We start from the raw sequence: 12,234 nt of genomic DNA on the forward strand, positions 1-12,234 counted from the left end.
GGCTCAGCGTTCTACCCTGAACGGCGAATACTCCTCGCTGAGCATCCGCATGTCATGCTCCACCGCCTCGCGCTCGCGCTCGAGATAGCGGGCCACAGGCTCGCGCAGCATCGGGTCGGCGATCCAGTGGGCCGAATAGACCGGGCTGGGCAGATAGCCGCGGGCAATCTTGTGCTGGCCCTGGGCCCCGGCCTCGACGCGTGGCAGGCCAAGGCGGATCGCCTGTTCGATGGCCTGGTAATAGCAGAGCTCGAAATGCAGGAACGGCACGTCCTCGGCGCAGCCCCAGTGGCGACCATAGAGGCAGTCGCGGCCCAGAAGGTTCAGGGCCCCCGCGATCCACGGGCCGCCGGGCCGGCGCGCCATCACCAGCAACACCTTGTCGGCCATCCGCTGGCCCAGCAGCGAATAGAAAGCGCGGTTGAGGTAGGGCCGGCCCCACTTGCGGCTGCCGGTGTCCATGTAGAAGCCGAAAAAGGCATCCCAGTGGGCTTCGGTCAGGTCGCTGCCGGTCAGGGCCACGATCTCCAGCCCCTCCTGGGCGTCGCGGCGTTCGCGGCGGATGGTCTTGCGGCGGTTGGACGACAGGGCCATCAGGAAGTCGTCAAAGGTCGCGTAGTCGGCGTTTTCCCAGTGATACTGCTGGTCCTGCCGCTGCAGCAGGCCGCGCTGACCCATCCAGTCCCACTCATCGGCCCTGGGGAAGGTCACGTGCAGGGATGAGGCCCCCATGCGCTCGCACAGGGTCAGGGCCCCGCCCAGCAGGGCCGAACGTCCGTCGTCGACATCCACATCCGGCCGCACGATCAGCCGTGAGCCGGTGACCGGCGAGAACGGCGAAGAGCACTGGAGCTTGGGATAGTAGCGCCCCCCGGCCCGCTCATAGGCGTCGGCCCAGGCATGGTCGAAGACATATTCGCCCTGGCTGTGGGACTTCAGATAGAGCGGCATGACGCCGGCGACCTGTCCGTCTTCGTCCTCGACCGACAGGTGCTGCGGTGCCCAGCCGGTGCGGGACGCGACACACCCGCTCTCCTCCAGAATCGACAGGAAATCAAAGCTGACGAAGGGATCGCCGGTCGGGGCGGCGCAGGCGTCCCAGGCCTCACGCCCGATCTCGGCAATCTCGCGATGAACGCGAACCGCCGGCTTGACTGCCGTCACGCGTGATAGCCCTCGAAGATCAGGTTGTCGCAATGATCGCGGACGGCGTCCCACTGCTCGGGCGAGCGGACGGTCCAGGCGACGACGGGCATGCCCCGGGCCCGATAGATATCGGCCCGCGCGCTGGGCAGCATGTCGAGCCCCAGGGCCAGGAAGTCAGGACGGGCGATCTCGACATGTTCGAGAGCCGCAAAGGCCTTGCGCTGCTCGGGGGCCAGCTTGGCCGGCTTGCCGTCGGCATAGCTGTAGGAATCCAGCCCCCGCAGGATCTGCGGATGGTGGTCGGCGAACCAGGCATGGGAATAGGGATTGAATCCGATCACCGCGATCGGGCCGTTGTGATCGAGCAGAATCTCACTGACCCGCTTCTCAAGGGGACCGACCTCGCCGAATGGGGTCTTTAGCTCGATGTGAACCATGGCCCGGTGACCGATCAGGGTCAGGGTCTCGGCCAGGGTCGGGATGGTCTCGTCCGAATTCGCCAGCCGGATCGTGGCCAGCTCGGCGGCGGTGTGGTCCTTCACCCGACCGGACTGCGTCGTCATCCGGTCGAGGCTGTAGTCGTGAAAGACCACCGCGTCGCCATCGGACGTCAGTTGCACGTCCAGCTCAATGCCGTAGCCGTGGGCGCAGGCCGCCTGGAAAGCCGCCAGCGAGTTTTCCGGAGCACCGCCCGGCGTCCACAGTCCCCGGTGGGCGATGGCGGGCTCGAACAGTCGCTCCCAGGACTCGCCGAACACTTCGGTAGACGGACGCTCGGGCGTGCGCATCAGACGATCTCCACCACCGCATCGACCTCGACCGCAAAGCCCAGAGGCAGGCGATAGACGCCGACCGCCGAGCGGGCGTGGCGGCCGGCATCGCCGAACACCTCGACCATCAGGTCCGAACAGCCGTTGATGACCTTGGGAATGTCGATGAAGTCCGGGCCGGCCTGAACGAAACCGCCCAGCTTGACCACCCGCACCACCCGGTCCAGGTCGCCATCGCAGGCGGCCTTCATCTGGGCCAGCAGATTGATCCCGCACAGTCGCGCGGCACCCTGGGCAGTCTCAAGGTCGACATCGACCCCGACCGTCCCCTTGATGCCACCCGAGGCGTCGAGCGAGATCTGGCCGGAAATGTGGATCAGGGACCCTGACCGCACGAACGGCACATAGTTGGCGACCGGGGCCACAGGCTGCGGCAGGACAAGGCCAAGCTCGTTCAGACGGTCTTCGATCTTCGACATCGGGCACTCCATTCACGCGCCGCAATGCTTAACGCCACCCGGGTCAGGTACAAGAAAAAAGGCCCGAACCGTCACCGGTTCGGGCCTTCATTTCAGGTGTGCAGAGCCGCGCCGGGCGCAGCCCCGCAGGTCGCCTTAGCGGGCGGCCTGGAACTTTTCGACGGCGGCGCTGACGCGCTCGTTCAGGGGCTTCATCGAGTCCTTGATCGAGGCCGAGACGATCTCCGAAGCCTTGGTCATCTGGGCGATATAGGCTTCCAGAGCCGACTTGGCGAAGGTCGTCTGCAGTTCCATGGCTTCCTGGACGCTCTTGGCGCCAGCCAGCGACTTGGCAGCGGCGACCTGGTCTTCAGCGGCCTTCTTGGAATAGGCGAAGGTCTCGGCGCCCAGGGCTTCGGCACCCTTGGTGGCGGCGGTCACCGAAGCGACGACGGCTTCGAGGTTCTTCTTGGAAAGGGTGTTGGCTTCGGACAGAGCGGCCAGGGACTTTTCGACGCCGTCCTTGAACGCTTGGTTCGAGGCGGTGCTGAACTGCTCGACGGTCTTCTTCATCGTTTCGGCGGCGGCCATGGGGAGTCTCCTGGCAATGTGGCGGGGCATGGCGAAGCTGTGCGAGCAGCCCCATGCGCTTGGGACAACGACGATTTGCCATGCTGCAGTGCAGCAGTCAAGAAAATTGTGCAGCGCACCATGACCTAGGGTCAGTCTGCAACCCGGCCGCAACGCGCACAATTTTTCCGCACTCGCGACAACATCGCTCACCGGTTGTTTACTTTGGCTAAAGGCGGGTCAGTTCATGCTAGGCTCACGCGTGTGGCGGTGCGGAACCGCTTTGTTCAAGTGACGGACGTCATTCATGTTCGCCAAGATTCGGTCCGCCCGAGCCCTCCTCGCCACCGTAGGCCTCGTGCTGTCCTGCATTCTTGGTGCCCTCGTCCCGACCACGAGCGCCTCGGCCCAGATCCCTTATCTGCAGCTGAACGCCACCGAACCGAAATATGCGTCCATCGTCATCGACGCCAATTCCGGCGAAGTTCTCTATGACAAGCGCGCCGACAGCCCGCGCTATCCCGCCTCCGTGACCAAGGTCATGACCCTCTACCTGGCTTTCGAAGCGCTGAGCGAGGGCCGGATGAAGGCCACCGACCGGGTGGTGATTACGCCCCGGGCCGCTGCCCAGGCTCCGACCAAGCTCGGCCTACCCGCCGGCGACAGCATCAGTGTCGACGAGGCCATCCGGGCCATGACCGTCAAGTCTGCCAATGACGTGGCCGTGGCCATGGCCGAGAAGCTGGCCGGAAGCGAGGCGCGATTCGCCGCCCTGATGACCCTGCGCGGCCAGGAACTGGGCATGCGCAATACCCGCTTCGTCAATGCCTCGGGCCTGCCCGACAGCCGCCAGATCAGCACGGCCCGCGATCTGGCCATCCTGTCGCGCGCCACCATGCGCGACTTCCCGCAGTACTACAGCTATTTCAGCGTCAAATCCTTTGCCTTCCGGGGCAATACGATCCGCGGCCACAACCGCCTGCTCGACAGCATGAACGGCTTTGACGGCCTGAAGACCGGCTACACCAATGCCTCGGGCTACAATCTCGCCGGCTCGGCCGTGCGCGACGGCCGTCGCCTGATCGCCGTGGTTCTGGGCGGATCCTCGACCGCCTGGCGCGACAACAACATGGAAGACCTGCTGCTGACCGGTTTCGAGGTCCTCAAGCGCCGGGCCCATGGCGACCGCACAACCATTGCCGCCAACCTCTATGAAAGCGAACCGACCGGCCCGATCATGCGCCCCTCGATCGAACAGGGCGACGGCGAGCAGTCGAGCCTGCAGATCATGCTGACCGACACCCCCCGAGCCCAGCCGGTCAAGGCTGCGCCGACCCTGAAGGCTGCCAAGGCCGTCAAGACGTCCAAGGGCAACTGGGCGATCCAGGTCGGGGCCTTCAAGTCCAAGAGCCTGGCCAAGCAGCAGCTGACCCTGGTGCGCGGCCGCTTCGCCCGGTTCGTGGCCGATGCCGAGGGCGCGGTCGAAGGGGCCGCCGGCGGGGCCTTCCGGGCCCAGTTCCAGGGCCTGACTGCCGAGGCCGCCCGCGCCACCTGCGCGGCCATTACAGCCAAGCGCCAGCCCTGCATGGTCCTGTCGCCCCGCTAGGCCGGCGGTTACCGCCGATCTAAGACGCCAGCAGGTGCGACTTGCGTGCACTGACAGCCAAGTTCCGCGGTGGTTCGGTCCGCCACTCTAATTCTGAGGGCCTGGAACTCCGGCTCCGATCCCCAACACAAAGCCATGAAAGGCCGCGTTGAAGGCCTCCGGATCTTCCAGGAAGGCCGAATGTCCGCCTTGGAACATCTGCACTTCGGCACCCGGAATTCGGCGGACGGCCTGCTTGGCAAAGCGCCAGGCCACAATCTGGTCGTGTCTGGCCCAGGCGAAAAGAACGGGGACTGCAAGACCTGTTGAGGCCTTGCGGAGGTCCGCCTCGGGCTGGCGGAAACTGTCCCAGGCCTGTTTCAACAGCGATGCCATCTCAGGCCCGGCTGCGATGATCCGGGCACGTTGTAGGGCGGCCCGCTTTCCGGACAGAACCAGCCGATAATAGGCTGCAAATGACCGGGCAAACCAACCGGCACCCCGCTCCCCTGCCGCGAAGAATCCCACCATCCCGGCAATCACAGCCCTGGTGAGAGCACTGGGCGGCGCAAGCCCGCCGGGATTGCAGAGGACGAGTCCCCTCACCTTGCCGGGATGGCGTAGGGCAAAGGACAGCGCCGCCGCGCCACCAATGGAATTGCCCAGCAGGATTGGACGCTCGTCGCCACAGAGAGCCGGGATCAGATCGTCAAGCAGCGCGGCATAACGTTCGGCACTGGCCGTTCGGCCTGTCGTCTCTGCAGGGCTCGATCCATGCCCGGGCCAATCCACGGCGATGACCTCATAGCCCAGCGGCGCGATCGCGGCGGCAAAGCCTTCATAGTCCCTCCCGCCGTGGCCCGTGGCGTGAAGGCAGATTACAGGAACCCCTTTGCCAGACCGGCTCACCGCAAGAACGGCACCATCTGCCGGTACCAGAGCCGACGGCGGCTGGACGCCGATGAGGCTGCGGAGCGTTTGCGATAGATCGGGATTTTTGATCATGCGACGGAAGTGATATATAAATCACTTAGAGTCAACGCAGTTGGATTCTCTGCCCTGGTTCCCGGGAGGTCATCATGAAGAAACGCGGACAAGGGCGTGAGGCGCTGATCGAGGCGGCCCGGCTCGAGTTTGAGGACCACGGCTTTGAGGGCACCAACAGCAATGTTATCGCCCGACGCGCCGGCTATGCGCCCCAGACCTTCTACCGGCACTTCGAGGGCAAGCGGGCCGTCTTCCTGGCGGTCTACCAGGCCTGGGCGGCGGCCGAGGCGCGCGACCTGTCGGTAGCCGACTCGGCCGAGGCCGTGGCCGACGCCCTGATCCGTCATCACAAGACCCACCGGGTGTTTCGACAGTCTCTGCGGGCCCTGACCGTGAGTGATCCCGAGGTTGGCCAGGCCCGCGCAAGCGCGCGGCAGGCGCAAATGCTGGCCCTCGCCGCCCGCACGGGCCTGACTCACCCTGCCCGCTGTCTCACGGCCATCTTCAACATTGAAAGAGTTTCCGACGCCATCGCTGACGGGGAGTTTCAGGCTTGCGGCGTGAGCGAGGAGAGGGCCCGTGAAGAGCTCATCGCCGTCATCAGCAACCTGTTTGACGCGGGATTACGGTGACGTGCGGTGACAGTGCACCCTATTCCCGCTTCGGTTTGAGATCCGCGCGGCAGGCGGCGTGCGGTGCCAGTCAAGTGCACGGTCAGCCTAGCCCCATCACCGTGGTCGGCCGCATCCGTCGTCCAGAGTTTCGGGCTCAAGGCCGAGGCCGAGCTTGACGACACTCACCCCACGTTCAAGAACGTCGATGCAGAGCACGCTGTCCGCGACCGCAAAGGATGGCCGAACCAAGTCGGGGATAGAATGCCTCTCGTTGCCGGTTCACCCGCGCCGATGTTCACCGCCAAAACGCATAGTCGCCCCGACTTCGCGTTCGGCAGCCTGGGCGGCATGTGTATCCTGCTGGCCTTCCTGCCGTCTGACGCCGAGGTCCGGAACAGGGCTATCAGCTTCCTTCAGGCCAGGCTTGATCTCTTTGACGACAGCGCCCGAACAGCCTTTTGCGTCCTTCGTGAGGAGGCCGAATTCGCCTCGCGCAAACCGCATATTCCAGGTCTGCGCTATTTCCACGATCAGGATGGCCTGATCGCCGACCAGTTCGGCCTCCTGGGTGATAGCGGTGAAACCCTGGGTCAATGGGTGCTGCTGGATCCCTCACTCCGACTCATCCACTCGGCACCGCTGGACCAGGCTGAGAGCGTCTTCGCGATGGCGAAAGCCTTCGACAGTCCGGACGATCACGCCGGTGTGCCCCTGCATGCGCCCGTGCTGATTGTGCCCCGGATCTTTGAGCCGGCATTTTGCAAGGACTTGATCGCGGTCTACGAGCGCGATGGAGGCTGCGCTTCCGGCGTGATGCGTGACATCGGTGGCAAGACCGTTGGGGTCATGGATGACTTCAAGCGGCGTCGGGATGCAACGATCGAGGACGAAGACCTCAAACGTCAAATACAAAGCCGCATCATTGCGAGGCTTCTTCCCGAGATCGCCAAAGCCTTCGTATTTCAGGTCACGCGCATGGAGCGCTACATTGTGGCGCGGTACGACGCTGAGGAAGGTGGCTACTTTCGCCCCCATCGGGACAACACCTCCAAAGCCACCGCCCACCGGCAGTTTGCCTGTTCCATCAATCTGAATGCCGAGGATTTCGAAGGGGGCGACTTGCGGTTCCCTGAGTTTGGACGGCGCACCTATCGCCCACCAACCGGTGGAGCGGTGGTTTTTTCGTGTTCCCTGCTGCATGAAGCCACGCCGGTCACTCGAGGGACGCGCTACGCCTTCTTGCCGTTTCTCTACAACGATGAGGCCGCCCGGATTCGACAAGAAACCGAGCAATTCCTTGCGACAACGACCTAGTTCGGACCGCCTGAGCCGCCACTGACGCGCCCTCGCCCATGTCCTAGCGCTGAAGCAGCCTGTCTCGCGCGGCGTTGAGCTGGGCTGCCAGGCCGGTGGTGCCGCCCTTGTCCGGATGGGCCAGACGGATCAGGCGGGCATGGGCCGAGCGGATCTCCTCGGCGGTCGCCTCCGGACCGACCCCCAGGATCGAGCGGGCCTCGGTCAGGCTGGGCCCGCTGACCGCCGGGGCTGGTGCCTTGCCGGTGGCGGGGCGGCGGCGCGCCTCCGAGGCGGTCCACAGGCCAATGACGCCCAGCACAATGCCGGTGCCCCAGCCGCCGCGAATCGTTGTGTAGGCCGCACCCGCAAAGGCCACCAGGGCCGCGACCCCGGCACCAATCCGCCAGCCGTCACCCTTCAGGAAGGGTTTGCGTCCACCCCAGAACACCAGGGCCAGTACCAGGCCGCCAAGCAGCAGATAGATCATCGCCGTTCCGGTCGCGCCCGGCTGGCCCCCAATGGGCCCCTACTGGGCAGCGAGCAGAGTTTCCCCGGAATAGGCCGAAAGACCAAGCGAATGCATCAAGGCCCGCAGTTCCTGGCGCGCGGCCAGGTGCTGGAGCGACACCGGCACCGGGCGAACCTGGGGCGACAGGTCCGCGATGGTCAGGCCGAAGGGGAACAGTTCGCGATAGATGACGCGGTCGCGCAGGCCAGGCCCCATGCGGAAGCCGACCCGCTTGGCCAGGGCGGCCAGACGGTCTTCTAGGCGCTTGCGATTGCGGGCCTCGGTGGTGGCCAGGCGGTTCCGCAGCACGACCCAGTCGAGCGCCTTGCGCTGTCCGCTCAGGGCCCGCGCCTTGCGGGCCTCCCAGACGGACTCTGAATAGAGGCTGGGCGAGGTCAGTTCCATGGTCACGGGGTCGACATGGCCCAGCATGTCGAAGTCGACAAAGCTGTCATTCATCGGGGTGACGATCAGGTCGGCCCGGCCATGGGCGATGCGGGAAATGGCGGTGTCGCCACCGGGGGTGTCGATCAGGACGAAGTCGGCCTCTTCGAGCGCGCGGGCGAACACGGCTTCAAAGCGCTCGACCTGCTCGCTTTCCGGAGCGGCGGCCAGGGCGACGTCGTCATCGCTGAGGCGCAACTGCAGGGGCTCGGGCAGGTTCAGCTTCTTGTCTTCCAGCCAGGCCCGGCGGTTCTCGAAGAAGCGCATGGAGGTGCACTGACGCAGGTCCAGGTCGATCACCGCCACCCTGGCGCCGCCATAGAGCAGGGCCGTCACGAGGTGCACGGCGATGGTGGACTTGCCCGCCCCGCCCTTTTCGTTACCGACCACGATCACGCGCGTATCAGCCATGTGCTCGCTCCTTCATCCGCCGCGACTCGCACGGCCAATGAAAAGTTAACACGAGGTCCATAGGCCAACCGAGCGGTCATCGCTTTGTTCCACAGGCCCTTTTGTCGCAGGGGGTGTCGCACCTCGCCTCTTGTGCAGCGCAGTAGACGCCGTCGCGGCGCTCGGCCATAAGCCTCGCCTGTTTGTAAAGGAGGCCGTCCATGCCCCCAGCTTCCCCTGCCATTGTTCGCACCGTCGCTGACCTGCGGGCCCAGGTCGCCGCCTGGAAGGCCGCCGGGGATCAGGTTGCCCTGGTTCCGACCATGGGCGCGCTGCATGACGGCCACCTGACCCTGGTCAAGCTAGGCCAGACCCGGGCCAGACGGACGGTGGCCAGCGTCTTCGTCAATCCCCGGCAGTTTGCACCGCACGAAGACTTCGACGCCTATCCGCGCGGCGAGGCCCTGGACGCCGAGAAACTGGCCTCGGTCGGTTGTGACCTGATGTTCGCCCCCACACCCGAAGCCATGTACGGGCAGGGCTTTTCGACCTCGATCCAGGTCGCCGGGGTTTCCGAACCGCTAGAGGGGGCCGCACGTCCGCAGTTCTTCGGCGGCGTTGCCACGGTCGTGGCCAAGCTGCTGATCCAGTGCCAGGCCGACTTCGCCGTGTTCGGCGAGAAAGACTACCAGCAGCTCCAGGTCATCAAGCGGCTGGTGGCTGATCTGGACCTGCCGGTCGAAATCATCGCAGCCCCGACCGCCCGGGCCGAGGACGGTCTGGCCCTGTCCTCACGCAATGCCTATCTCACGGTCGAGGAGCGGCAGATCGCCGCCACCCTGCCCCGCGTGCTGCACGAAGCGGCCCAGGCCGTCGCTCACGGGGGCCGCATCGACGAGGCCGAGGCCGCCGGCAAGGCCGCCCTGAGCGCCATCGGCTTTGGCCAGATTGACTATCTTGAGGTGCGTCAGGCCCTGGATCTCTCAAGGCTGGGCCCGGGTCCGATGGGCCAGGCACAAGGCCGTATCCTGGTGGCCGCCTGGCTGGGCAAGACCCGCCTCATCGACAATATGGCGGTCTAGCCTACCAGGCCCCCAGTTCGCGGAGCTGGCGGGCCAGATCCAGCGGCATCTCGGCGGCTTCGCTTTCGCTCAGATCGGCCGGGGCGTCTTCTGCCGGCAGGTAGCGCCAGCCCTGAAAGGCCCGACGAGGCTGGGGCACGACGCGGATGATCGGCGGATCGACGGTGACCTCGCAGCGCTTGGCCGCGCCCTCGCCTACCGTGTCGATGGCCAGGATCTTCTGGCGGCACAGGACCTGGCCCTTGAACACGCGATAGAGCGAGCCACCGTCCAGCACCTCGTCGATCCGCTTGGGCGTCATGCGGGTGTGCATGATCCAGGGCTCACCGGTCCGGTGCCAGGCGACAAGGTCGTCGATCGAGTCGCAACCGACGACCAGCTTGATGATGTGCAGGGGCATGGGCGACTGTTAGCGCGGTTCAGGCCGCCGGTTCCAGCTTGACCAGCACCACACCTTCACTGACCTGCCCGCCGGCCACAGCCGACAGCTGCGCCACCACTCCGTCGAACGGCGCGGCAAGGGCATGCTCCATCTTCATGGCCTCCAGCGTCAGCAGGGTCTGGCCCTTGACGACGCTCTGACCGGCCTCGACGGCCACCGAGACGATCTTGCCCGGCATGGGCGACAGGATCGCCCCGTCCGAAGCCGCCGCATGGGCCCCACCACCCTGGTAGTCGAACGCGAACTCCTGGACATCGCCGCCCTCGAAAACGCGCAGCGGCCCATCGCCATGCGCCCCCGGCAGGACGTCGACATCGTCCAGCGCCCGGCCGTCCTCGACCGTGATGTCCCAGGACCAGTCGTCACCCCGCCCGCCGGCCAGGGCCACGCGCAACGGGACCTTGCGGCCGTCGATGCTCATCGGCAGGTCCATGGCCGCGCGCGGCGCATTCATCCGGAAGCCCAGCAGGCGCGACGGTGCACTGGCAAAGGGGTCTGCCTTGGGCTGGTCGGACTCCATGAAGGCTTCAAGCCTCTGGCCGATGGCCGCCAGGGTCGGGGCGTCCGTAAAGGTCCGCTCGACCAGCTCGTCCAGATGCGCCTCGATGAAGCCGGTATCGATTCGGCCTTGGACGAAATCGGGATGGCTGGCGCACTTGGCCAGAAAGGCGGCATTGGTCTTGACCGGCCAGACCTCGACCAGAGCGCAGGCCTCGGCGAGACGCTGGGCGGCATCCTCGCGATCGGCGCCGTGGGCGATCAGCTTGGCGATCATCGGGTCGTAGAACGGCGTGACCTCGCCGCTCTCCTCCACCGCGCTGTCGACGCGGACATCGCCCTCGGGCAGGCGGAAGTGCTTCAGCCTGCCGGTGCTGGGCAGGAAGCCGGTGACCGGGTTCTCGGCATAGAGACGGGCCTCCATGGCCCAGCCGTCCAGTTCGATCTCGTCCTGCTCCAGCGGCAGGGGCTCGCCCGAGGCGACGCGCAGCTGCCACTCGACCAGATCCTGGCCGGTGACCATCTCGGTGACCGGATGCTCGACCTGCAGGCGGGTGTTCATCTCCATGAACCAGATCCGGTCGGCGCGCAGGCCCTCGCTGGCATCGGCAATGAACTCGACCGTGCCGGCCCCGACATAGTTCACGGCCTTGGCGGCCTTGACCGCGGCGGCGCAGACGGCCTGACGGGTGGCCTCGTCCATGCCGGGGGCCGGGGCTTCCTCGATGACCTTCTGGTGGCGGCGCTGCAGCGAGCAGTCGCGCTCGAACAGGTGGACGACATTGCCGAAGCTGTCGCCAAAGACCTGCACCTCGATGTGACGCGGCCGGGTGACATATTTCTCCAGCAGCACGCGCTGGTCGCCGAAGCTGGCGGCCGCCTCACGCTGGCATGAGGCCAGGGCCTCGGCAAAGTCCGCCGCTGCCAGCACCTTGCGCATGCCCTTGCCGCCGCCGCCGGCCACGGCCTTGATCAGGACCGGAAAGCCGATCGCGGCCGCTTCTTTGGTCAGGCGCTCGACCGACTGATCGTCGCCCAGATAGCCCGGCGTGGTCGGCACCCCCGCCTCGATCATGAGTTTCTTGGCGGCGTCCTTCAGGCCCATGGCGCGGATCGCCGAAGGGGGCGGGCCGATCCAGACCAGACCGGCATCCAGAACCGCCTGGGCGAAGTCGGCATTTTCGGACAGGAAGCCATAGCCGGGATGGATCGCATCGGCCCCCATCTGGCGGGCCGCCGCCAGGATCTTCTCCGGCACCAGATAGCTCTCCCGCGCCGGAGCTGCGCCGATCAGGATGGCGCTGTCGGCCTCCATCACGAACGGCGCGTCGGCGTCGGCCTCGGAATAGACGGCGATGGTCCGCACGCCCAGCTCCCGGGCGGTGCGAATGATCCGGCGGGCGATTTCACCCCGGTTGGCGATGAGGACGGAAGAGATCACGGA

The 12,234-nt window shown here is 66.0% G+C and carries 13 protein-coding genes; 4 read left to right on the plus strand and 9 right to left on the minus strand.

Translation table 11 applies throughout. The features are described from left to right. Nucleotides 1-3: 3 nt before the first annotated feature. The 4 genes from AQ619_RS10425 to AQ619_RS10440 all read right to left on the minus strand — a co-directional run bounded on the left by AQ619_RS10425 (nucleotide 4) and on the right by AQ619_RS10440 (nucleotide 2,965). Nucleotides 4-1,164 carry a GNAT family N-acetyltransferase gene (locus tag AQ619_RS10425; protein WP_062147023.1) on the minus strand — a complete coding sequence of 387 codons (1,161 nt, stop codon included), beginning with the start codon at nucleotides 1,162-1,164 and terminating at the stop codon, nucleotides 4-6. Further along, entirely contained in the window at nucleotides 1,161-1,934 is a 774-nt protein-coding gene (locus AQ619_RS10430; RefSeq protein ID WP_062147025.1) for a glycerophosphodiester phosphodiesterase, read from the minus strand. Before AQ619_RS10430 ends, AQ619_RS10425 begins: the two co-directional genes overlap by 4 nt. Next, nucleotides 1,934-2,395, minus strand: coding sequence for a RidA family protein (locus AQ619_RS10435; RefSeq protein WP_062147028.1), 462 nt, complete (start codon nucleotides 2,393-2,395; stop codon nucleotides 1,934-1,936). The genes AQ619_RS10430 and AQ619_RS10435 overlap by 1 nt, the downstream gene beginning before the upstream one ends. A 135-nt stretch (nucleotides 2,396-2,530) precedes the next feature. Next, nucleotides 2,531-2,965 (minus strand): phasin family protein, encoded by a 435-nt coding sequence (locus tag AQ619_RS10440; RefSeq protein ID WP_062147030.1) that lies wholly within the window; start codon nucleotides 2,963-2,965, stop codon nucleotides 2,531-2,533. Between the two features lie 286 nt (nucleotides 2,966-3,251). Between AQ619_RS10440 and AQ619_RS10445 the strand changes: the two genes are divergently transcribed. Further along, a complete protein-coding gene (locus tag AQ619_RS10445) occupies nucleotides 3,252-4,550 on the plus strand; it encodes a D-alanyl-D-alanine carboxypeptidase family protein (protein ID WP_062147032.1) in 1,299 nt (432 codons plus the stop codon). Nucleotides 4,551-4,637: 87 nt separating this feature from the next. On the opposite strand, the gene AQ619_RS10450 is transcribed toward AQ619_RS10445, so the two are convergent. Beyond that, a complete protein-coding gene (locus tag AQ619_RS10450) occupies nucleotides 4,638-5,438 on the minus strand; it encodes an alpha/beta fold hydrolase (RefSeq protein WP_166504209.1) in 801 nt (266 codons plus the stop codon). 170 nt (nucleotides 5,439-5,608) lie between these two features. Between AQ619_RS10450 and AQ619_RS10455 the strand changes: the two genes are divergently transcribed. Further along, nucleotides 5,609-6,148 (plus strand): TetR/AcrR family transcriptional regulator, encoded by a 540-nt coding sequence (locus AQ619_RS10455; protein ID WP_062147036.1) that lies wholly within the window; start codon nucleotides 5,609-5,611, stop codon nucleotides 6,146-6,148. Between the two features lie 243 nt (nucleotides 6,149-6,391). Then, on the plus strand, nucleotides 6,392-7,444 hold the full coding sequence (locus AQ619_RS10460) for a 2OG-Fe(II) oxygenase family protein (protein WP_062147038.1): 1,053 nt from the start codon (nucleotides 6,392-6,394) through the stop codon (nucleotides 7,442-7,444). 43 nt (nucleotides 7,445-7,487) lie between these two features. Here AQ619_RS10460 and AQ619_RS10465 read toward each other — a convergent pair whose 3' ends face one another. Beyond that, nucleotides 7,488-7,913 (minus strand): J domain-containing protein, encoded by a 426-nt coding sequence (locus AQ619_RS10465; protein WP_062147040.1) that lies wholly within the window; start codon nucleotides 7,911-7,913, stop codon nucleotides 7,488-7,490. Between the two features lie 39 nt (nucleotides 7,914-7,952). Beyond that, nucleotides 7,953-8,789 (minus strand): division plane-positioning ATPase MipZ, encoded by an 837-nt coding sequence (gene mipZ / locus AQ619_RS10470; protein WP_062147042.1) that lies wholly within the window; start codon nucleotides 8,787-8,789, stop codon nucleotides 7,953-7,955. 200 nt (nucleotides 8,790-8,989) lie between these two features. On the opposite strand from mipZ, the gene panC reads away from it, so the two are divergent. Next, nucleotides 8,990-9,850 carry a pantoate--beta-alanine ligase gene (panC, locus tag AQ619_RS10475; RefSeq protein WP_062147044.1) on the plus strand — a complete coding sequence of 287 codons (861 nt, stop codon included), beginning with the start codon at nucleotides 8,990-8,992 and terminating at the stop codon, nucleotides 9,848-9,850. A gap of 1 nt (nucleotide 9,851) precedes the next feature. Here panC and AQ619_RS10480 read toward each other — a convergent pair whose 3' ends face one another. After that, nucleotides 9,852-10,250: a DUF1489 family protein gene (locus AQ619_RS10480; protein WP_062147046.1), complete on the minus strand. Its 399-nt coding sequence runs from the start codon at nucleotides 10,248-10,250 to the stop codon at nucleotides 9,852-9,854. Nucleotides 10,251-10,269: 19 nt separating this feature from the next. After that, nucleotides 10,270-12,231, minus strand: coding sequence for an acetyl/propionyl/methylcrotonyl-CoA carboxylase subunit alpha (locus AQ619_RS10485; protein WP_062147048.1), 1,962 nt, complete (start codon nucleotides 12,229-12,231; stop codon nucleotides 10,270-10,272). Between the last annotated feature and the right edge of the window lie 3 nt (nucleotides 12,232-12,234).

Source organism: Caulobacter henricii (assembly GCF_001414055.1).
GTDB lineage: Bacteria > Pseudomonadota > Alphaproteobacteria > Caulobacterales > Caulobacteraceae > Caulobacter > Caulobacter henricii.